The 20,574-nt window shown below is 41.6% G+C and carries 21 protein-coding genes; 14 read left to right on the forward strand and 7 right to left on the reverse strand.

Annotated features, from left to right (window positions below; translation table 11 throughout):
* Position 1: 1 nt before the first annotated feature.
* Positions 2 to 487 carry a heavy-metal-associated domain-containing protein gene (locus C7S20_RS15360; protein WP_107013303.1) on the forward strand — a complete coding sequence of 162 codons (486 nt, stop codon included), beginning with the start codon at positions 2 to 4 and terminating at the stop codon, positions 485 to 487.
* Between the two features lie 87 nt (positions 488 to 574).
* Here the strand turns inward: C7S20_RS15360 and C7S20_RS15365 are convergent, their stop codons facing one another.
* The 7 genes from C7S20_RS15365 to C7S20_RS15395 all read right to left on the reverse strand — a co-directional run bounded on the left by C7S20_RS15365 (position 575) and on the right by C7S20_RS15395 (position 8,087).
* Complete coding sequence (locus C7S20_RS15365; RefSeq protein ID WP_107013304.1) at positions 575 to 3,655, reverse strand: efflux RND transporter permease subunit; 3,081 nt, start codon at positions 3,653 to 3,655, stop codon at positions 575 to 577.
* Positions 3,656 to 3,673: 18 nt separating this feature from the next.
* Positions 3,674 to 5,170 carry an efflux RND transporter periplasmic adaptor subunit gene (locus C7S20_RS15370; RefSeq protein WP_107013305.1) on the reverse strand — a complete coding sequence of 499 codons (1,497 nt, stop codon included), beginning with the start codon at positions 5,168 to 5,170 and terminating at the stop codon, positions 3,674 to 3,676.
* Positions 5,171 to 5,185: 15 nt separating this feature from the next.
* The gene (locus tag C7S20_RS15375) at positions 5,186 to 5,452 is read right to left on the reverse strand and encodes a hypothetical protein (RefSeq protein WP_107013306.1); all 267 of its coding nucleotides are present in this window, start codon (positions 5,450 to 5,452) and stop codon (positions 5,186 to 5,188) included.
* Positions 5,453 to 5,461: 9 nt separating this feature from the next.
* The gene (locus C7S20_RS15380; RefSeq protein ID WP_107013307.1) at positions 5,462 to 6,646 is read right to left on the reverse strand and encodes a TolC family protein; all 1,185 of its coding nucleotides are present in this window, start codon (positions 6,644 to 6,646) and stop codon (positions 5,462 to 5,464) included.
* 71 nt (positions 6,647 to 6,717) lie between these two features.
* Positions 6,718 to 7,098: a hypothetical protein gene (locus C7S20_RS15385; protein WP_227009025.1), complete on the reverse strand. Its 381-nt coding sequence runs from the start codon at positions 7,096 to 7,098 to the stop codon at positions 6,718 to 6,720.
* A gap of 162 nt (positions 7,099 to 7,260) precedes the next feature.
* On the reverse strand, positions 7,261 to 7,683 hold the full coding sequence (locus C7S20_RS15390; RefSeq protein WP_107014264.1) for a DsrE family protein: 423 nt from the start codon (positions 7,681 to 7,683) through the stop codon (positions 7,261 to 7,263).
* A gap of 5 nt (positions 7,684 to 7,688) precedes the next feature.
* Positions 7,689 to 8,087, reverse strand: a complete 399-nt coding sequence (locus C7S20_RS15395) for a DoxX family protein (protein WP_193510772.1) — start codon at positions 8,085 to 8,087, stop codon at positions 7,689 to 7,691.
* Between the two features lie 571 nt (positions 8,088 to 8,658).
* Here C7S20_RS15395 and C7S20_RS15405 point away from each other — a divergent pair.
* The 13 genes from C7S20_RS15405 to C7S20_RS15465 all read left to right on the forward strand — a co-directional run bounded on the left by C7S20_RS15405 (position 8,659) and on the right by C7S20_RS15465 (position 20,572).
* The gene (locus C7S20_RS15405) at positions 8,659 to 9,045 is read left to right on the forward strand and encodes a DUF302 domain-containing protein (protein WP_107014265.1); all 387 of its coding nucleotides are present in this window, start codon (positions 8,659 to 8,661) and stop codon (positions 9,043 to 9,045) included.
* A gap of 51 nt (positions 9,046 to 9,096) precedes the next feature.
* Positions 9,097 to 9,531 carry a DUF302 domain-containing protein gene (locus C7S20_RS15410; protein WP_159039950.1) on the forward strand — a complete coding sequence of 145 codons (435 nt, stop codon included), beginning with the start codon at positions 9,097 to 9,099 and terminating at the stop codon, positions 9,529 to 9,531.
* 9 nt (positions 9,532 to 9,540) lie between these two features.
* Positions 9,541 to 11,220: a multicopper oxidase family protein gene (locus tag C7S20_RS15415; protein ID WP_107013312.1), complete on the forward strand. Its 1,680-nt coding sequence runs from the start codon at positions 9,541 to 9,543 to the stop codon at positions 11,218 to 11,220.
* A 113-nt stretch (positions 11,221 to 11,333) separates the two neighbouring features.
* A complete protein-coding gene (locus C7S20_RS15420; protein WP_227009026.1) occupies positions 11,334 to 11,765 on the forward strand; it encodes a hypothetical protein in 432 nt (143 codons plus the stop codon).
* The gene (locus tag C7S20_RS15425; protein ID WP_227009027.1) at positions 11,765 to 11,965 is read left to right on the forward strand and encodes an SHOCT domain-containing protein; all 201 of its coding nucleotides are present in this window, start codon (positions 11,765 to 11,767) and stop codon (positions 11,963 to 11,965) included. The genes C7S20_RS15420 and C7S20_RS15425 overlap by 1 nt, the downstream gene beginning before the upstream one ends.
* 303 nt (positions 11,966 to 12,268) lie before the next feature.
* Positions 12,269 to 12,622 carry an NADH-quinone oxidoreductase subunit A gene (locus C7S20_RS15430; protein ID WP_257791339.1) on the forward strand — a complete coding sequence of 118 codons (354 nt, stop codon included), beginning with the start codon at positions 12,269 to 12,271 and terminating at the stop codon, positions 12,620 to 12,622.
* 74 nt (positions 12,623 to 12,696) lie between these two features.
* Entirely contained in the window at positions 12,697 to 14,205 is a 1,509-nt protein-coding gene (locus C7S20_RS15435) for an NADH-quinone oxidoreductase subunit D-related protein (protein ID WP_159039951.1), read from the forward strand.
* Between the two features lie 4 nt (positions 14,206 to 14,209).
* A complete protein-coding gene (locus C7S20_RS15440) occupies positions 14,210 to 15,103 on the forward strand; it encodes a complex I subunit 1/NuoH family protein (protein WP_227009029.1) in 894 nt (297 codons plus the stop codon).
* Positions 15,100 to 15,615 (forward strand): NADH-quinone oxidoreductase subunit J family protein, encoded by a 516-nt coding sequence (locus C7S20_RS15445; RefSeq protein ID WP_107013317.1) that lies wholly within the window; start codon positions 15,100 to 15,102, stop codon positions 15,613 to 15,615. Before C7S20_RS15440 ends, C7S20_RS15445 begins: the two co-directional genes overlap by 4 nt.
* On the forward strand, positions 15,612 to 15,920 hold the full coding sequence (gene nuoK, locus C7S20_RS15450; RefSeq protein ID WP_107013318.1) for an NADH-quinone oxidoreductase subunit NuoK: 309 nt from the start codon (positions 15,612 to 15,614) through the stop codon (positions 15,918 to 15,920). The genes C7S20_RS15445 and nuoK overlap by 4 nt, the downstream gene beginning before the upstream one ends.
* A 22-nt stretch (positions 15,921 to 15,942) precedes the next feature.
* The gene (locus tag C7S20_RS15455; protein WP_107013319.1) at positions 15,943 to 17,751 is read left to right on the forward strand and encodes an NADH-quinone oxidoreductase subunit 5 family protein; all 1,809 of its coding nucleotides are present in this window, start codon (positions 15,943 to 15,945) and stop codon (positions 17,749 to 17,751) included.
* Positions 17,748 to 19,223, forward strand: a complete 1,476-nt coding sequence (locus tag C7S20_RS15460) for a complex I subunit 4 family protein (protein ID WP_107013320.1) — start codon at positions 17,748 to 17,750, stop codon at positions 19,221 to 19,223. The genes C7S20_RS15455 and C7S20_RS15460 overlap by 4 nt, the downstream gene beginning before the upstream one ends.
* Positions 19,220 to 20,572, forward strand: coding sequence for an NADH-quinone oxidoreductase subunit N (locus C7S20_RS15465; RefSeq protein ID WP_107013321.1), 1,353 nt, complete (start codon positions 19,220 to 19,222; stop codon positions 20,570 to 20,572). The genes C7S20_RS15460 and C7S20_RS15465 overlap by 4 nt, the downstream gene beginning before the upstream one ends.
* Positions 20,573 to 20,574 lie beyond the last annotated feature (2 nt).

Raw genomic sequence — 20,574 nt, forward strand, 5'->3', positions numbered from 1 at the left:
AATGAAAAAACTAGCATTGTTAATCGTAGTTGTGGTTCTTGGAAGTTTTAGCACCAATGCCCAAATCCAGAAAGTAGATCAGGAAGTCTTTGGAATGGACTGTGCTCCCTGTGCCTATGGGTTGGAACGCGGACTCAAAAAAATGGACGGCCTGGAAAAAGTGCAGGTTAGCCTGAATGACGGTAAAGCTTATCTTGATTTGGCAAATAACAATAAATTGAGCCTTAGGCAAATTCAGGAGGAAGTAAAAAAGAATGGTTTTTCAGCTAAGAATGCCGAAATAGTTATAAAGGGCAACTTCGTTGAGCAGGATGGCACTTATGCAATACAAACCGGGAAAGAAACTTTTACGATAGCTGAAGCAACTTCTACCAATTTACGTTCCAGGTTAAAACCTGGAATTGTAAAAGTGAAAGGGATAGTTCAGGATGAAGAAGACGGTAATTTAACTAATAAATGGAAATTAAATATCACCCAGGTTTATTAGCCGGAAAAAGGGAGTTTTAAAGAACATTAATTAATGGCGGACTCTACATCGAGCCCGCCATTTTTTTTTTTAAAACTTAGAAATGGATTAATCTTTCCTCGTAACTAATTCATACACACAAGGTATCACCACGAGGTTCAGTACCGTTGCTGAAAGCAATCCTCCAAGAATTACAACAGCCATTGGACTTTGGATCTCACTTCCCGGCTCACCTCCTTTTAAAGCAAGTGGGATAAGTGCCAATCCAGTGGTAAAGGCTGTCATCAGAATTGGATTTAACCTGTCGAGCGCACCAGATTTAATGAGCTCATATCCACCAAGGCCTTCTTTCCGAAGATCTTCATATCTCGAAACCAGTAAAATTCCGTTTCGAGTAGCAATTCCAAATAAACTGATAAAACCTATCGTGGAAGCTATACTTACAATTCCTGATGTAAAATAAACGATCAGAATTCCACCTATTAATGCCAATGGCAGATTTACGAGAACCACAAAAGCGAGTTTCACATTATTGAATTCAAAATACAATAAGAGAAAGATCACGAAGATTGCAATAATTGCAGTGATCAAAAGCATTTGTGAAGCTCTCGATTCACTTTCAAATTGCCCACCATATTGCACCCTATAGCCTTCTGGAATTTTAACGGAAGAATTCACAGTTTCGCGAATCTCTTCTACCGCACTTCTCAAATCCCGACCCTGCACATTGGCAGCAACAACAATTTTCCTTTGCACATCTTCCCGGCTAATGGTATTGGGACTGCTTACCGAGGAAACGTTCGCGAGCTGTTGCAATGGTACTTGTGAACCATTTGGCAATCCTATCAAAGCGGTTTTGATCTTTTCTATGCTGTTTCTAACATCCTCCTTATAACGAACTACCAGGTCAAAATACTTCTGACCTTCATAAATCTCACCTACCTCATGACCGGCAAAAGCGATATCCACCTGCTCCATTAACTGTCCTACGGTCATTCCATAAGCTGAAAGGATCTGGCGTTTTGGAGTGATTTTGATTTGTGGTACTTCAATCTGCTGATCAACAGCTACATCCGCAAGCCCATCGATAGGAGTAATATTCTCCTCCACGTTTTTACCAATTTCATATAGCTGCTGAAGATCGGGTCCAAAGATCTTAATTGCAATATTGGCCCTGGTTCCCGAAAGCATATGATCGATACGGTGAGCTATAGGCTGCCCCAAAGTAATATTAACGCCGGGAACAATACTTAGTTTTTCCCGTACGTCCTCAAAGAATTCCTCTTTCGATTTATCTTCCAGGGTGAATGGTACATCGATCTCGGCGGCATTTACTCCCTGGGCATGCTCATCCAGTTCAGCTCTACCGGTCCTTCTGGTAACCACATCCACTTCGGGCATTTCAAGCAATAATTGCTCTACCTGATTTCCAGTCTTATTACTTTCTTCCAGCGACATGGATGGAGGCCCTACCACACTTATCACGAGTGATCCCTCGTTGAATTCAGGAAGGAAACTTCTTCCTAATTGCGTAAATAAAGCAATACTCAGTAAAAAAGCAACCACTGTTACCGCGATCACGGTCTTAGGGATCTTTAAGGCTCGATTTAGAATATCGGCGTAAGCCTTCTGTAACCATCTTTCCACTTTTGTTCCTTCGGACTGCTTTTTCAGCATTTTCTCCTTTTTCAGAAGATAGCTACACAGCACCGGAGTAACGGTTACCGCTACAATCAGCGACGTCAATACTGAAGTGATAAAAGCAATTCCCAGAGGTTTGAGCAATCGGCCTTCCATTCCGCCAAGGAAAAACAGCGGCACAAAAGAGACAATAATGATAAGGGTTGCTATGATGATGGAACTTCTAATTTCCACCGACGCATCCCTTACCACGGTGATCACCGACTGCCTTTCAGCTTTCGGTTTTCGAATATTTTCGCGCAGGCGTTTATAAACATTCTCCACATCAATAATAGCATCATCTACCAGTGCTCCAATTGCAATTGCCATTCCACCCAAACTCATGATATTGATGGTATAGCCCAGCATTTTTAATACGATAATCGATACCAGTAACGAAATTGGGATCGCTAATAGTGAAATTAGAGTGGTACGCCAGTTCATCAGGAATATGAATAATACAATGACCACGAAAAATGCACCTTCCAGCAGAGTCATATTCAGATTGCTGATGGAAGCATCAATAAAGTCTGCCTGTCGGAAGATCTGACTTTTGATCTCCACGCTTTCCGGCAAACTGGTTTCCAGTTCAGCAATGGCCTCATCCAGTCTTTCCGTGAGTTCCAGCGTATTGACATCGGGCTGCTTGGAAATTGTCAAAATAACCGCAGGTTCCGCATTCAGGGAGCCATCCCCGATCTTATCGGCAGCGCCTATCTGAACTTCCGCAAGATCCTTTATTTTAATACTCTGGCCGTTCACCTGTTTTACCACAGCTTCCTCCAGATCATCTATCGCATAAGCCCTACCACTTCCTTTGATTATATACTGATTTCCGTATTGATTCAGAAAACCACCGGGAGCATTCGTATTCGCCTCTTTAACCTTCTCGATTAATTCTTCGAGACTTACATCGTAATATTTCATTTTTCCGGGATCGGCGAAAACCTGGTATTGTTTATAATCTCCTCCAATCACTACCACGTTTGCAATCCCTCCGATGGCCTTTATCCGTGGACGGATCTGCCAGTCAGAAAGGGTTCTTAATTCCATTGGGCTTAGACTATCCGAGGTTACCCCCAACAGCATTACTTCCCCCATAATTGAGGAGATGGGTGCCATGGTAGGCGCTCCTATTCCTGTAGGCAGGTTTTCACGAACCATTGGAATACGTTCACTTACAATCTGTCTTGCCTTGTAAATATCGGTGCCCCAGTCAAATTCAACCCAAACGATGGAGATCCCGGCTGCTGAGGAAGAACGAATCCTTCTTACATTTGGCGAGCCGTTCATCGCGGTTTCGAGCTGATAGGTCACTAGTTTCTCTACCTCTTCACTTTCCATTCCGTGTGCTTCCGTTAGTATGGTTACGGTAGGTGCGGTAAGGTCTGGGAATACATCCACGTTCATATTACGTGCGAGGTAAAACCCGGTGACGCTCAGTACCACAGCCGACAGAAGAACCAGAAGCCGGTTTTGAAGCGAAATCGATAATATTTTATTTAACATCTAATTTCTATTTCTTTATTAATGATCATGACCGTGTGCGGGTGTTTGTCCGGACATTGAAGCCATCTTAACCTGGTAATTTCCTGTTGTTACGACAACCTCTCCGGCATCAAGTCCGCTAAGGACCTGCGCATTCTTTCCGTTTCGTTTCCCGATCTTCACCGGTATTCTCTCGAAACTTTCACCCCCGGTTTGTACGATCACAGAAAAATTACCGTAATCTTCCAGTAATGCAGCTTCAGGCACTACAATTCCGGTTTCAGCCTCTCCAAGAGCGATCTGTACTTCAGTAAAACTGCCTTCAGGCATTTCAACTACATCGTTCACTTTGATATATACTGGGATCATAGGTTTGCGATCCTCTACTTCCTTGCCTACGGAAACAATAGATCCTTCTTCCACTTCACTCCAGGTTCCTTCATCATTTTTGTACCAGACACTCGCAATAGCTTCTTTACTCGGATTATGAGAGGCACTTAATTGCGTTTTAAGCAAACGGGACTTATCAGTTCCAATAGAAACTAGATTAGCTCCCTGTTCTACATAATCCCCGTTTGAGGTGCTGATGGATTTTATAAATCCGTCAAATGGAGCCCTGATCTGCTTCCCGCCTGCTCCGTAATTGGAGGCAAGTGCACGGTAATTAGATTCGGCTACACGAAAATCGCTTTCCACCCTTTCAAATTCAGCTCTGGGAACGATCTTATCCTCAAACAATTCTTTTTTCCGCTCATATTCAGCTTTCGCCTGATCATATCTGGCTTTGGCCTGGGCTATCTCTGCCTGAATATTATTGGAAGAAAGTCCTTCACTGCTCAAGTTCATCAACAATTGACCTCTTTTTACTTCACTACCTTCCGTCAGGTTTTCTGCAACGAAATTCACCATTCCATTGGCTCCTGCCGCAAGGATTTTATAAGTTCCCGGAGCGGCTTGCCAGACTCCGGAAGTTTGCACAATGTCATAAACTTCACCATCTGTAACAGGCTCGGTTTGAAAATCGATCTTCCAGGCCTGCTCCTTTAAAAAGCTAATGCCCGCATCTTCTGCTTCCGTTACATTTTCTGATGCTTCTTCAGCCGAGGCATACACCTGAACGTCTTCTATTACGATCCTGTCTGAATATTCAGGGGTTTTCAGATCAAAAACGAGGTCATAAGTTCCCGGTTCTTTTGGCTGTAAGGCCGGAGAAAAGATTCCAGGTGAAGAAGGTGAGTCTACCTTATGCCGAATTCCACTATCTCCTTGAATGAGACTTACCGTAACCGAACCATTTCTAACCGGCTGATGTTTATCCAGAACAGTAAAGTGAGCTGCAAATTTGCTGGTTTTCCCTTCCACTAAAGCCGGAAATTCAACGAAAAGCTCCGTCTGGTCTGTCCAGATGGTGTTGCTAATCGTAGGAACTTCTGAACCTACATGATTTCCTTCTGTATCATGCGCATGGCCTTCCTCCTCGTTATTTCCGCAGGAAAAAAGGAAAAGCGAGATACATACTATATAAATATATTTCATGTCTAATATTATTTTTTAATGATCCTCATGCTCCGTTCCGTCATCATGCGTATGGTGATCGGAATCCTCATGCATATCGAGTGAATCTTCACCAACTTTGAATTCTTCCTGTTCCATATGATTGCCGTCTTCATCATGTGGATGACCATGCTCTTCTTCCTCGTGGGCGTGAGCTTCCGCTCCTTCTTCATGTTCATGGCCGTGGTCTTCTTTTGCTGTATCTCTACAAGCTGAAAAACCAAATACTAGTATTGTTGCGAAAAATAAATTCTTGAAATTCATATTATTTAATTATAATTGATGTTTTAAAAGTGTTGCTTTAAGCTGAAGGAGTTCTTTCTCCATCTCCAGCATATTGTTATAAGCCTGCCGGTAGAACTCCACTTCATGGTAATAATCCAGAAATGAAAATTCCCCAAGTTCGTAGGCTTTAAATAAAAGTTCTTCGGAATTCAGGTCTTTAAAAGTCTCCTGGTATTCCTCGTATTTTCTCTTCAATAATTGATACTGCTGATAATTTTCCTGAAACCTGGTGTATAGCTCCGCAGTTTCAGCGCCAGTATTCGCCTGGTTATATTGCAAATTTGCCTCAGCAGCTTTTACTTTGTTCTTGCTGTTCCAGAGCGGGATGGATAGTCCTCCTAAGAAACCGGAATAATTACTGGAATTCACTCCCTGGTAATTATAACCAATGCTTAGGTCTGGAAGAATTTTATTCTTTTCCAGTTTTACCAGCTGTTGGGCAAGATTCTCACGAGCTTTTAACTGCTGAATTTCGGCATCTGCGGAAAGCTTTTCTTCCCAAAGCGTCTGCATTTCGGCCAACTCAGGATCTGTGAAAAATTGGACCGGTTCTGCCTCAATGGAATTTCCACCGTTCAATTTCTGAACTTCCAGCAACGTGTTCCTGATCCTGATGTTGACCTGATCCAGTTCAAACTGCTCCTGTAACCAGGCTACTTTAGCTTTATTCAGTTCCAGGATACCAATTTGTTCTGCATCGAATAAACGCTGAATTTGATCATACACCTGTTTGGCCTGCTCCACTCTTTTTTCCTCCAGCTCTTTTCGTTTTTGCAAAGTCTGCAATTCCAAAAGCTGCTTTTTGGCATTCAGTAATACTTCCTGACGCACAGTTTCATATTCCAGTTCCAATAATTCCTTTTGCTTTTCAATTCGCTTACTCCGCGCTCCATAAACTGTAGGAAACTCAAATTGCTGAGAAACTTGATATTCACTATAATCACCGGTTTGGTGCTCACCGAATGGAAGATAAAAGGCTGAAACCTGTGGATCCTGTAGATTATTTTCTGACTTATTACCTAGATTCTGACTTGCCATATACGACTGATATGCCTTGAGTTGCCTGTTATTCCGGCTTATCTGCTGCAAAATACCATCCATCCCGGCATCCTGGGCAAATGAGCCTATGGAGATTAGTATTCCGCATACAGCGGAAACTATATTTCTGTACATAAATATTGATTTTAGTTTAATCTCTACGATAAGGTCGGCCTGCTATTTTAAATAGTGGCCTGACTGGTTGATCAAACTAAGTCGGGAGGTCCCCGAAGTGAGAGTAAAGATAAATAGGGATTAAAATATTCGTTGGGAGGCTGATAAATTTCAAAATTTTCTGAATCCTGATCAGTTAAAACCCAACTCTCTGAATAGTATTTATTTGAAGCTTTCTTTTTATTCTCAGACTTTTGAACCCTGACATCCTCAGAATATTCCTTTAAAACCGGAATTTCATTAGAAGTACTCGTGTGGGAATGAATAGCCAGCAAATAAGACAAGAATCCGCCCTGCTCATCTTTCTGTTTCTTTTCGTGGTGATGATCTTCCCCGGAATGCTGGTGTGCAACCTCGTTCTTCTCCTCCTCATGTTCATGATGTGCATGAGGTATTACCTGATGAAAAGACATCAGCATGAATATACCTAGAAGGAATAAGGCTTTTATTTGATTTTTTAATTGCACAGGTTACAAAAATAGAAAATTATTACAGAGATTCGAGGTGAAATAGAATAAACCATAAGAACCTTAGCTCCTATGGTTTATACTTCAACTAATTAGATTACCAACTACTTAGAGTTCTATACTCAAATAACCTTTCTTTTGCAGCTGAAAATCATGCAAGATACCATTGTCCACAACTTCAAGTTCCTCTGGGATATCTTCTTTATTGACTTTAAACTTTTTTAAGGAGAACCCACATACCACAATTTTTACGTGGGCTTCTTCAGCTTTTTCAATAAAGCTTTTCATCATTTCTTTATCTGTAAGTTCCTGTACGGTTTTTCCACAGATAATCGCCTGGAAATCCCCGAAACTCTCCCCATCTTCTTCCGCCAGCGCCTCAGCAGTTAAAATAATTGGCTGAAGTTGGGGAATCTTTTTCGTAAGCACCACATAATTATGTGAGTGATGTTCGTGTGTGGATGTTTGTGCAATTAGTGCATTCGAAAATGCGAGTGTTAAAAGAAATACTCCTAAAATTAGCTTTTTCATAATCATTATTTTTTAAAAGTTTGAATATCGTTTAATATAAAAAATAGAAGCCCTCCTAATATGGCTATATTTTTAAAAAGAGGACCTAAAGTGTGAATCTGTCCTACCTGGACGGTTAAAGTTATTGGTATTATCACTGCTGCCAGGGCTACTGCTGCCCATCGGGTTTTATAGCCGATAAGCAAGCAAAATCCAGCCATCATCATTACAATTCCCGACATGATCACCAAATATTCAGGATTACCAAAGAAGTAGGCAATGCCTTTAAACCTCGCCTGATCAATCCGATTTAGCGTTTTTTCCAGATTCAAAATATGATTAAAACTCGCTACTAAAAATATTCCGCTAAGTAAAATGCGAAATAGCTGTACCGATCTGTAGGATACAGAAATAGTTGCTTTCATATAATTCAATAAAATTTGTGAATAATTAAGGCTGAAAAATATATTTTTCCAAACCATTTTAAATCCTATGAGATTAATGAATTTTTGGGAGGCGGATATAATTTTCTGGGATGAACGCTTATAACTAATGGCCTAACATAAACAAATTCCCTAAGATTCTGATCTCGAATTTCAGGAATTTCAATTTCATCTGTAAACTGATAATTATTTGAACAGATCCTGGCTAATTTCAAAATTTGCAGCAAAGAGGAGGTTCCAAAGTGACTATCCAATACTGTTATATTGCTACTTTTTTTTTCACAGAAGGGATTTAGCAGAATTACCTGATTATTATTCAGTATAAAACTAAATATATCAGAATCCACCGTGATTAGTTTGCCTGAAAAAACTATCACTAGAAATATCGCTATATATTGCTTTGCTAGCATAGAAGTTTTCAAATATATAAGATTTCGTTACTTCTACATGTAACCTTTGTTACACTGGAGAATTCCTCAATTTTATGTAACAATCGTTACGTTAAGAGTTTTTATATCTTCTTATCTTTATGAGAAATAAAAAAACATCAGTTATGGAATATTATTTTAACAAGACTATTACGGGAGAATTTGAAGAAGTAATTGAAAAAGTTACAGATGAACTGGAAAAGGAAGGTTTTGGGGTACTAACTGAAATAAAAGTCACCGAAACCCTTAAGAAAAAACTGGATATCGATTTTAAAAAGTATCGTATTCTGGGAGCCTGCAATGCCCCTTATGCTCACAAAGCATTGAAAGCAGAAGATAAGATTGGCACCATGTTACCTTGTAATGTTATTGTCCAGGAAATGGGAAATGGAAAAATTGAAGTCGCTGCAGTAAATCCAATATCATCTATGCAGGCGGTAAAAAACAAAGACTTGGAACAGGTCGCCACAGAAATTGGAGATAAGTTAAAGCAAGTAATAGCCAGGCTATAATTTTTCAATTATAGAAAGATGGAGAGAAAAAATCCAGCCAAAAAGAAAGGGATGAAAAACCAGAATTATACTGAAAGCCAGCATACTGCTTTTTGTATAAGCCAGCGGTATGGTTCCCAACCATTTTCTGAAATTTTAGATAACATAAAGGGAGCCTTAAAAAGAAGGGAGTTTGATATTCTTTTTGAATTAAACCTAAAAGATTATTTAAAAAACCACTTAAAAGATATGCCCTCACAGGTTATATTATCCGTTTGTAATCCGGAGACGGCTTTCAGTGCACTTTCAAAAGATCCACAAACGGGTATTTTTCTGCCTTGTTCTGTAACTGTAAAAGAAATTGAACAGGGAAATATAAAAGTTTCCATTGAAGATACCGGTATTACCTGGTCACCGTCTAAGGAACTAACCCAAATTGCAAGAAAAACTACTGAAACCTTAAAGGGGATTTTACCCGAGGCTGAACAGCCGGGAATGAAGCTTTAAAAATATATTATGAAAAATAATGATAGAAGGAAATTCATAAAATTAGGTTTTTCAGGTGCTTCCATGCTTATTGCCTGGCCCTTTTTGCAGTCCTGTGTAAATGGGAATAATAAGTATGATAACGATCCCTTAAAATTAAGTCCCGATTTTCAACCGCACCTGGATATTAAATTAAACGCGGTAGAAAGGGATATGGCACTATTGGAAGGAAAAAAAACCAGGTGCTGGACTTTTGAAAGTGAGTTAATAAAAGGAAATCCGGAAAGCCTTCAGCAAATAGCGGGGAGTTACCTTGGCCCCATAATAAAGGTGGATAAAGGCCAGAAAATAAGGATCAGGTTTACCAATAGTTTACCCCAGGAAAGTATTGTGCACTGGCACGGAATGCACGTGCCGGAAGAATATGATGGCCATCCAAATGACGTGATATCTAATGGGGAAACCTACGTATATGAATATACGGTTATGAACAGGGCCGGGACCTACTGGTTCCACCCACATCCCCATGGTGAAACCGGGGAGCAGGTTTATATGGGACTCGCCGGGCTTCTATTAGTATCAGATAAAGAAGAAAAGAAGTTGAACCTGCCGGCAGGCGAATTTGATTTACCGGTGGTTATCCAGGACCGCAGTTTTAACGATGATAATCAACTGGTATATCTCGATGGGGGTAGAATGGATAAGATGATGGGATTTCTGGGAGATAGGATTTGCATTAATGGCCGGGCTAATCAACAACTGGATTTAAAAGCTGGCTGCAGTTATCGCCTAAGATTTTTAAACGGTTCTAATTCGAGATTTTATAAACTCGCATGGAGCAATGGAGATCCGGTCACGGTAATTGGAATTGACGGCAGTATCCTGGAGAGTCCCAAAAAATTGCCTTATGTAATGCTTTCTGTTGCTAAAAGAATTGATATATGGCTGGATTTAAGAAACAAAAAGCAGGGAGATAAACTGGAGTTGAAAAGCCTCGCCTTTGAAAGTGGCATGGGAGGAATGATGGATGGTGGTATGATGGGTGGCGGCAACACTCGTTTGCCACTGGGCTCTGAATACAGGCTCTTTACAATTAACCTTGATGAAGAAGGATCTAATGATTATTCCCTCCCGGAAAACCTGGTTGCCTTTAAAAAACTGGATCCGGCCAAGGCGGTGAATCAAAACAATCCAAGGGAATTCAATTTCTTTATGGAACGTATGCAATGGACCATAAACGGCCGGACCTGGGAAGGCACAGAAGTAGCCGAAGAGGAAACCGTAAAACTAAATACTACCGAAATATGGCAACTTTCCAACAAAGGTGGAGAAATGATGGGCGGTGGCGGCATGATGGGCGGTGGCGGTATGATGGGGCGAGGGAATAAAAATGGTGGAATGGGAAATATGATGCAGATGCCCCACCCCATCCATATACACCAGGTGCAATTCAATATCCTGGATCGCGATGTCTCCCGGGTAGAACCGGCTTTATGGAATTCCATAAAAGACGGATTTATAGATGAAGGATGGCAGGATACGGTCCTGTTAATGCCCGGAATGAAAGTACGTGTGATTATGGAATTCAAAAATTACAAAGGCCTTTTTGTATATCATTGCCACAACCTGGAACATGAGGATATGGGGATGATGAGAAATTTTCTAATAGAGGACGACCGTAAATCGAACAGTATAAAAAATTTTAAATAACGAACTAAATTAAAAAAATCAACATTATGAGACCAACAGTAAAAATATTAATGCTATTAGTGATTACCTTTTCAATTTTTAGTTGCAAATCCCATTTTAACGCTACGGAAACCATGAATTTACAAGAGAACCGTGATGCAGTGTACCAGGAAATCATTTCAGACCCCGATAATTTCAGGGAATTTATCGCCCAGGCCAGGCAGAATGAAGAGGCTAAAAAAATTATGATGCAGGAACACATGCAAATGATGGAATCGGGAAAAATGAAAGGGATGATGGAAAATAATCCCGAAATGAAAGAAAAAATGAAATCGCATATGCAAAAAATGATGGAGGAAAATCCTGAAATGAAGGAGAAAATGCAGCAGATGATGATCGAAAAAATGCTACAGAAAAAAGAAGGAAGGAAGATGCTTATGCAGCAAATCCAGAAAAACGAAGAAATGAAAAAGGAAATGATGCAGAAAATAATGGAGAACCCTGAAATGAGGCGAAAAATGCAAGATCAAATGAAGCAAAAACCAGAGGACCATAAAAACGAATAATGATGATGATGTGGTGGTGGATAATAGGTTTAGGCCTGCTTTTACTTATGGTATTTTGGTATTCTGGTAAACCCAAAAACAGACCGGGAGAAAGCAGGAATGGGAATCCAATGGATATATTAAAAGAGCGGTATGCCCAAGGCGAAATAACTAAAGAGGAATTTGAAAGCAAACAAAAAACCCTCAATAACAAAAAGTAGAAGGTCGAACAGGATTTTCTATATAATTTCAGAAATAAAAGGGCTGGTTTCTTTAAAAGGACCAGCCCCTTTTTAAGGGAGTGTAATTTAAACGCCCATAGTCCTTAAAGTTCTATACTAAAAAACTTTTCTTTTGACATTGAAAATCATGCAAAATACTGTTTTATACAACTTTCTCGCGATGATGTGATTTTCTATATTTAAACTAATACTATATGCTAAAAAAAAGTCAAAATCTTCCAATGTTTTTTTTATGCAGATTATTTGATGTTATTTTAGTAAAGCGACAAATATCACATGAATATGCAGGAATATATCATACTTTTTTTAATACTATTTTTTACAGTCGCTTTCATTGGCTGTCTTTATCTGGCAAAAAAAGCTATGGTAAAGACGAAGAACGAACCAGGAAAGAATATCCCTTTTGAAAGTGGGCATTTACACAAAAAACCGGTATGGGGAAGATACCATATACATTATTACGGCTATGCCCTGCTTTTTCTGGCTTTTGATATGGAAATGGCCTATATGTACCCATGGGCTGTTGTATATAAAAAATTGGGTATCGCCGCCCTCCTGGATATGGGAGTTTTCCTGCTAATCCTTTTTCTGGGGTTGTTGTACACATGGAGCCAGGGAGGGCTTAGACGGCAATGATAAACGCGATACAAAATTTTGGAGGCGGATCAGGGAATAAAGTTATAAGAAGTAAATTCTTCTCCAAATTTATTTTGAATCAGCTAAAGATTTTTCCGGTTCCGGGACAGAACCTTCTGGCCTTACAGGGACTTGATTTTTATAAGAAAGGGGTCAAAATTGTTGCAAGCCCAAGACATGCTAACCTCCTGTTGGTGAGTGCGCCATTCTCAAAAAACCTTAGAGAGGCAGCCGCAATAAGCTATGCGCAAATGCCTCGTCCCAGAATTCTGGTAAGTATTGATTTGCAGGATATAGATCCGCTACCTAATCCCGATCTGGTAATCTCGGCTGATGAACTCAATGAATTACCTGCCAAACTCAAAAAAATCAATCTTTGGTCAGGGCATTCTAAAACTTATAAACCTTCCTTTCTTGTAAAAGCACTTGAAGATGAAGAGGAAAGTACTGGCCATAGTAATCATGACCATAAAGAGCAGGACGACGATCATAAAAATTCACACAAGCATGAAAACCATGATCAAAATGAAGATGAAAAAGAAAGCGGTGATGAGAAAGAAGAAGGAGGAAAAAATGATGATAGCAACGGTTTCATGTCTATGGTCATGATGACCAAGGATATGCCCCGTGCTGCCGACGGGCTTCCTATGGATATGAACGAAGGCCGGTTTGACCCCTTCCATCCCGGCTTACAGGACGGGCTTCGTATAAAAATGATGCTGGATGGAGATACTGTAAAAATGGCCACTTATGAAAAAGGCCTTCTTTCACGGAATTTATTCGAGAATATTCCTGAAAATCCCGCTGATCTACCGGAATTTTTAAGCCAGATAGATCCCCTTCAACCCGAAGCATACAGGCAACTTGCCCGAAGGGCGCTCCAAAACCCCGCAGATAATTCCGCCTATTGCAATGTAGCCGTGCTGGAAAGGGAGAGGCTTATTTACCACCTTCTCCAAATCCAAACGTTATTGCAAAATATAGGTGACCGGGAAATGGGTTTCAGGATTCATAAATGCCTGATTGATTTTCTGAAGAATTCTTCCGAAAAAGGGATCAAAAAAAATATAGAACAGCTTAAGAAACGGCTTTATCTTAAAACCAGACTGAAAAACTGCGCCAGGATACCTGAAATGTTCCTGCACCACATTTCCGGTCCCATAGCGAGGGCCGCAGGCAAAATGGACGATCACAGATTGGAAGACCCTAATTATGATCATTTTGAAGCTATTGTATTGAACGAGAATAACGCCTGGGGACATTTGCTGGTGCGGCTTGAAGAAATCAAACACAGTCTTGAACTTATCGGTACATTTTCAGGGAAGGACAACACAGAAAAATCAGATAAAAATGGATTAAAGAGCTTTGGTGACCATAAAGGAACAGCAAAAATAGAAACGGCTACGGGAACGGCCTGTTTAAGTTTAAAAATTAAGGACGGAGGTATAATAAAAATAAAGTTGAGCACTCCCTCTTTGGGTCTGGCCGCAATGATCCCCAGGATAAGCATGCAGGAGGAACTTTCAGATGTTTTGGCAGGCATAGCCTCCCTGGGAATTTCACCCTGGGAAATAGATAAATAAAACAATGATGATGTGGATACTTATATTATGTCTGTTTTGCGTTAGTATCTATGCTATTTCGGTAGTGGAACACTGGTCCATTTACCGGCATTGGGATTTTATGTACCCTTTTTCGGCATTTGCCTCCTCCTTTGTACAGGAAGATGTAAAGCCAAGGATGCATGACAGGACTTTTTTGCAAACGGCACCAATCCTTTTTATTGTGGCGGCAGTCCTTTCAGTAAGCGTGCTTCCCTTTGCGAAAGAATTTATTTTGGTAAAATTGGGTACGGCAGCGCTTTTCATAAACGCGGCCTTCGCCTATATTATGGTTTCTATGGTACTTGCAGGCTGGGCTCCTAACGGGTTATACTCTATGGTTGGCGGCTGGCGCTTTCTTGGTCAGCTCATCGCCTACTCCATGCCCATAGTAATGGCCATCACCTCGACAGTTATGAGGGCCGAATCTATGGACATGACAGAAATTGTGAAATCGCAATATGAATTGTGGAATATTATTTATCAACCACTGGGTTTTATCCTCTTTTATTTGGCTTCCCTGGCGCTGGCGTTTTTACCACCATTTGATATTCCCAATTCCTTAGGGGAACTTTCCGGCGGAGTTTTTTCAGAATATACCGGGAAAAAACTCCTAATCTTTAGAATTGGAAGGCTCATACTTATATTTAGCCTTGCCCTTGCCACGGCCAATTTGTTCCTGGGAGGATGGTTTGGACCGTTTCTCCCGGGCTTCGTTTGGATATTTTTAAAAACAGGGGCTGTTGCAATTTCCTATTTCTTCTTCGGAAGGCTTATGCCGCGGCTGAGACATGACCACTCACTTGAGTGGAGCTGGAAATACGGTACCCCATTGGCATTAATCAACATCCTTTGGGTGGGAATACTTTTGTTGTTATGAGCACTTTTAGATTAATAATACTCATCCTGCTGGGGCTGGGGGCCATATGGTTCGCCTGGCGGGTATTCATGACCAGCAGCATGGTACGTTCGGCCTTTTCATTGTTAGCGGCCATGGCCATATTGGGTGCGATGTTTTTGGTGATGCGTGCCGAATTTCTTGCTGTGCTGCAAATAATGATGATGGCCACGGAAATGAGTATCATGGCTATTTTTATGATGATGTATATGATGGATCCCGGAGGAATGGGTGATATGGATATGTCCCACCAGAAAAAAGCTTCAATAAGTATGGCTGTAGTAGCCGGTATGGCGGTCATCCTGATCGTAGGCTTTTCCCAATGGGACTCGCCTATTGAAAAGGTACCCGCCACCGCCCAGCAAAATTATGATTTGGGTATGGAATTGATGAAACGCTCCATGATGATTTTTGAAACCGCCGGTACTTCCATTCTTGTTGCGATGGTTGCGGCGGCGGCTACTGCATTGCCTTTTAAAAACAGAAAAAAATGATAGAACTCATAAGCGTTTTAATTATTGGTGCCATTCTTTTTGGAATAGGCCTTTATGGAGCTCTCGGTCAAACAAACCTGGTAATGATCATGATGGGTGTAGAACTTATGTTGGGGGCAGCCATGCTCAACCTCGTAGCATTCTGGAGGTACCTTCATCCGGAAAATTTTTCGCTACAGGTATTTGTTCTTGTGGGAATGACAGTAATGGCATTGGAAGCTGCCGTAGGATTTGCTATTGCCACCCAGCGTTTCAGGACCAAAGGATCTGTAGAAATGGAAGAAGCAAGTGATATGAAAGAGTAATATTAAGAAATTTTAAATCGGTATGGACGTCCTCCTTATAGCTATCATCCTTTTCCCCTTTCTCGCCGCAGTCGCAGGATATGCCTTTCGCAGCGAAAAAGCCTGGCCTCATCTGGCAGGAGCGGGAAGTTCGTTATTGGCCACAATGTATCTGGTATTTCAAATAGGAAAAAAGAAAGAATTTATTTTTGATTATGGAGGATTAAATCAGGACCCTTTTAAGCTTTTGGCCAATTCTGAAACTGGTCTCTTGAGTATGGTGGTTGCTCTGGTGGGTTTTGGCATTTTTATTTATGCAAAAGGCTATATGCATGAAGAAAAAGGCAAAAAATGGTTTTGGCCTGCTATTTCCCTTTTCCTGGCCGCCATGCAGTTATTAGTGCTAACGGGCGACTGGTTTATGTTCATTACTGCCTGGGAAGTGATGGGCTTCGCTTCCTTCCTGCTTATTGGAACCTGGCATGAAGAGAAGAAGGCCCGCAGGGGTGCAGTTAAAGCCTTTCTTCAAACCCGTGTGGGTGATATTGGCCTTTATCTGGGGGTTTTTCTAATTATCGGTCAATACGGTGGTCTTGCGATTCCATTTGAAGGAGAGGAAAAAATCAGCCTCTTCGTTTCTTTATGCCTGCTTTTTGCCGTTATAGGCAAATCGGCGCAGGTACCGTTGCAAAGCTGGTTGCCGGCAGCCATGGCAGGGCCCACCCCCGTTTCGGCACTTCTTCATTCTGCCACGATGGTAGGGGCAGGTGCCTTCTTACTTATAAGGATCTTTCCTTTATTTCCGGAAACTGCCCTCAATTATATCGCAATTACAGGGAGCATTACAATCGTACTTACCGGTCTCACGGCCATAGCAACTTCAGATATCAAGAAAATGCTGGCAGCTTCCACTTCAAGCCAGTTCGGATTTATGTTATTGGCAGTGGGATTAGGTTATCCCGGTGCGGCATTGGGTCATTGGCTGGCACACGCTTTTATGAAAAGCAGCCTTTTTCTGGAAGCGGGAGTGTTTCAACATGCATACGGGGGAACAGGCTATAAAAAAATGAGGGGAGGCGGAAAAAAATTCAAATACGTTTTCATAGCTTTTGTTATTGGCGGAATTAGTCTGGCCGGAATCCCTCCCTTGATTGGTTACTTTTCTAAAGATGGTATTTTGGCCTCCTCTTTTAAATCTTCAGATGTTTTCTATATTATCATTGCACTTATCGGTGCCTTCTTTACAGGGGCCTATATCGCTAAAGCCATTTACAGGTTATGGAATGGTAATACTAAAGGAAAAACACTACATAAAAAACTGTGGCTATTGGCAGGGGTGACCATTTTGATTGCCGTAGTCCTTGCAGGTGGTTTCGTACTGGAACAACTAATAAAAACCGCCGGTTATGAATTCCCAAAGGATAAAATTAGCAAGATACTGGGTTTAAGCGTGGCCTTTTTGGGTATAATAACAGGTTGGTTCTATAAAGATTCCTGGCTTCCCGACACTGTACGGGAAGGGATCCGGGCTAACTATAAAATCGCCGGCGGCTATCAAAAACTAATAGCCTTACCCATTTTAAAGCTTGCCGACCTGACCTATTCGTTAGATAAGATGTTGTTAAAACTTATCTGGAAAATTGGCAATATCAGCATAAATTATTCGAGGATTAACGGCCATTTTGATGATGAGCTGCTTCAAAGCGTAGAGACAGTTGGAAAAGGAATAAAACATGCCGGTGGAACCGGAAAAAAATGGCAATCAGGCCTGGTACATAAAGAACTGGCTATAACCATTGGGGTGTTGCTGGTCCTGCTTTTTATTTTAACCGCTAGTATTTTTACCGTATGAACACATCTATACCATTGCTCAGTATTATTTTGTTCCTGCCCCTGGCGGGGGCATTTTTAGTGACCCTCTTTCGATCATCCGGACCCAAAATTGCCAATCTGGTCGCTGTGATATTTTCTTTTTTAAGCCTGATAACAGCTATATTCCTGGGGATTGAGGGTATTGGGAAAGGTTTTTCACATATAGAAGAGGTAAATTGGATACCCTCGCTTGGTGCCGCATACCGTCTTGGAGTGGATGGAATAAGCTATATAGCTGTTCTGCTCACTACGGTACTTTTTATGAGCAGTATCACCTTTTCCACAAAGACCATAGGTAGAAAATCTGAATATATGGCCTTGTTCCTTCTGCTTGAAACCGCCTGCCTGGGGGTTTTTATGTCACTGGACCTGTTGTTGTTCTATGTTTTTTTCGAAATTACACTTGTAGGAATGTATTTTATCATTGCCGGCTGGGGCCATGGCAATGCGAAAAAAGCAGCGCTCATGTTCTTTATATATACACTGGTGGGAAGTCTTGCCCTATTATTGGCGTTATTGGGGCTCTACCTAAATACTGACCCTCATAGCTTTGATATGCGCGTAATCATCGCTAACCCGCCAACGGGATGGATTGGCATGGCAATTTTTTGGGGTTTACTAATAGCATTCGCTATAAAAACCCCCCTTTTTCCTTTTCATTCCTGGTTACCTTTGGCGCATACTAAAGCCCCCGCAGCCGGAAGCGCGATCCTTGCCGGAATTTTGCTAAAATTAGGGGCATACGGGTTCATCCGCTTTATGTTACAAATGACCCCGGAGGCTTTTCGGCAATATGCCTGGGTGGTAATTATTATTGCCGTTATCTCGGTTATATACGGTGCCCTGGTAGCAATGGCCCAAACGGATATCAAACGAATGGTGGCCTATACCAGTATCAATCATATGGGCTATCTTGCATTTGGTGTTGCCATAGCCGCCTTACAATACGATGATAGCGGGGTAAGTGCCCTTGACGGCGCAAGCCTTCAAATCTTTAGCCATGGGATAGTTACGGGATTGTTGTTCCTTTTATGCGGAAGCATCCAGGACAGGGCTACCACCAGGGAAATGCCGGCCTTAAAAGGTCTCTTAAAGGCTTATCCCCTATTAAGCGGCTTTTTTGTCCTGGCAGCTTCCGCTTCTCTTGGCCTTCCCGGTTTAGCGCATTTTCCGGCTGAATTTCAGATATTCCTGGGTGGGTATGCGATTTATCCCTGGGCGGTAGGAGTCATGCTCCTGGGCCTTGTCATAACTTCCGCATTGTATTTAAGAGCAATACAGGGCTCCTTTATGGGACCTATGGATTCTTCGGTATTAAAAAAAATGCAAGATCTAAATACCTCTGAATTATTGGCTTTTATCCCGTTGATTATTTTAATTATCATGGTGGGTATCTTTCCTGACACCATTTTGAGCTTTATTCATGAAACCACAAAAGCCTTCATGCCATGATCAAAGACCTGTTAAGCATTCTCCCGCAAATTATCGTATTGCTTACCGCCATGGCCTCTCTTATTTTTGAAATGCTGCGGAAAGCTTCCGGAAGTCTCATTACCCTGATTATAGGTCTGGCCGGGGCATCAGGACTTGCCATTTCCCGGCTTGGAACAGTAGGAACCGCTTTTTCTAAAACTTTTCGAATCGATGACCTCAGTTTATGGGCGGTAATAATACTATGTGGCACGGGAATACTATCGGCGCTACTAATGCGACAGGAACTAAAGGGTACTAACAGGGAAGGTACACTCTACAGCCTGGTGGCTTTTTCCACTCTCGGCTCCCTGTTGTTGGCGGGAAGTGGCGATCTTATGTTCCTCGTCCTGGGGGTGCTTATAAACAGTCTGGGTGGATTTGCCATGGCTGCCTATCCTAAAACAGATAAGGCTACTGAAGGGGCCATCAAATATTTTGTATATGGCTCAGTAACAGGCGCGGTAATGCTTTTTGGCCTCACTTACTGGGTCGGGATAACCGGAACAACTTTCATTAAAGACCTCACGGGGATTACATCACAGGCTTTCGTCCTTTTGATAGGGTTTGGAGGATTGATCACCGGTTTGGGTTATGCAGCTTCACTTTTCCCCTTCCATTTCTGGACCCCGGACACCTTCGAAGGGGCCCCGGTATCTGTAGCGGCATTCTTGTCCGTAACACCAAAGATTGGGGCTTTTTTCGCACTGGCACAGGTCATGAAAGACCTGCCTCCTCTACTTGACTGGAACCTGATCCTTGGGATCCTGGCGGTGCTTTCAATGACTTTCGGAAATATTGTAGCGCTCTGGCAAAAAAATATGCTAAGGCTAATGGCCTATTCCACAGTGGCCCAGGCAGGATATTTCCTTTTGGGAATTGTGGCCATCAATCAAAGTGGACTTGCATTATCCGGACTGATAATTTTTAGCCTTGCTTACGCTGCCATGAACATTGGCGCTTTTGCAGTAATACAACGCACAGGAAACAATATTATCTATTTTGAAGGCCTTGCAAGAAAAAGGCCTTTTATGGCAGTAGCCATGTTAGTTTTTCTATTATCACTGGTAGGTATCCCGCCGCTGGCCGGTTTTGCCGGAAAATTCCTTTTATTCGGTTCTGCCATGGATGCCGGTTATACATGGCTGGCCGTTGCCGCGATTTTAAACAGCGTAATATCCTTAGCGGTATATTTAAGAATAATTTTCCCGATGTTCTATAGAAAAGAGCCTATCTATAGTTTTCCGACTTCAGGGATTATAACATCCGTTTTCACAGTTTGCTTTATCGTTACAGTACTGGTTGGAATATTGTTAAGGTTCCTGGTTTAAGA

It is taken from the genome of Christiangramia fulva (genome assembly GCF_003024155.1).
Classification (GTDB): Bacteria; Bacteroidota; Bacteroidia; order Flavobacteriales; family Flavobacteriaceae; genus Christiangramia; species Christiangramia fulva.

Coding starts and splice junctions, on each gene's coding strand:
- C7S20_RS15360 (WP_107013303.1), top strand. CDS start 2: ATGAAAAAACTAGCATTGTTAATCGTAGTTGTGGTTCTTGGAAGTTTT.
- C7S20_RS15365 (WP_107013304.1), bottom strand. CDS start 3,655: ATGTTAAATAAAATATTATCGATTTCGCTTCAAAACCGGCTTCTGGTT.
- C7S20_RS15370 (WP_107013305.1), bottom strand. CDS start 5,170: ATGAAATATATTTATATAGTATGTATCTCGCTTTTCCTTTTTTCCTGC.
- C7S20_RS15375 (WP_107013306.1), bottom strand. CDS start 5,452: ATGAATTTCAAGAATTTATTTTTCGCAACAATACTAGTATTTGGTTTT.
- C7S20_RS15380 (WP_107013307.1), bottom strand. CDS start 6,646: ATGTACAGAAATATAGTTTCCGCTGTATGCGGAATACTAATCTCCATA.
- C7S20_RS15385 (WP_227009025.1), bottom strand. CDS start 7,098: ATGTCTTTTCATCAGGTAATACCTCATGCACATCATGAACATGAGGAG.
- C7S20_RS15390 (WP_107014264.1), bottom strand. CDS start 7,683: ATGAAAAAGCTAATTTTAGGAGTATTTCTTTTAACACTCGCATTTTCG.
- C7S20_RS15395 (WP_193510772.1), bottom strand. CDS start 8,087: ATGAAAGCAACTATTTCTGTATCCTACAGATCGGTACAGCTATTTCGC.
- C7S20_RS15405 (WP_107014265.1), top strand. CDS start 8,659: ATGGAATATTATTTTAACAAGACTATTACGGGAGAATTTGAAGAAGTA.
- C7S20_RS15410 (WP_159039950.1), top strand. CDS start 9,097: ATGAAAAACCAGAATTATACTGAAAGCCAGCATACTGCTTTTTGTATA.
- C7S20_RS15415 (WP_107013312.1), top strand. CDS start 9,541: ATGAAAAATAATGATAGAAGGAAATTCATAAAATTAGGTTTTTCAGGT.
- C7S20_RS15420 (WP_227009026.1), top strand. CDS start 11,334: ATGAATTTACAAGAGAACCGTGATGCAGTGTACCAGGAAATCATTTCA.
- C7S20_RS15425 (WP_227009027.1), top strand. CDS start 11,765: ATGATGATGATGTGGTGGTGGATAATAGGTTTAGGCCTGCTTTTACTT.
- C7S20_RS15430 (WP_257791339.1), top strand. CDS start 12,269: ATGCAGGAATATATCATACTTTTTTTAATACTATTTTTTACAGTCGCT.
- C7S20_RS15440 (WP_227009029.1), top strand. CDS start 14,210: ATGATGATGTGGATACTTATATTATGTCTGTTTTGCGTTAGTATCTAT.
- C7S20_RS15445 (WP_107013317.1), top strand. CDS start 15,100: ATGAGCACTTTTAGATTAATAATACTCATCCTGCTGGGGCTGGGGGCC.
- nuoK (WP_107013318.1), top strand. CDS start 15,612: ATGATAGAACTCATAAGCGTTTTAATTATTGGTGCCATTCTTTTTGGA.
- C7S20_RS15455 (WP_107013319.1), top strand. CDS start 15,943: ATGGACGTCCTCCTTATAGCTATCATCCTTTTCCCCTTTCTCGCCGCA.
- C7S20_RS15460 (WP_107013320.1), top strand. CDS start 17,748: ATGAACACATCTATACCATTGCTCAGTATTATTTTGTTCCTGCCCCTG.
- C7S20_RS15465 (WP_107013321.1), top strand. CDS start 19,220: ATGATCAAAGACCTGTTAAGCATTCTCCCGCAAATTATCGTATTGCTT.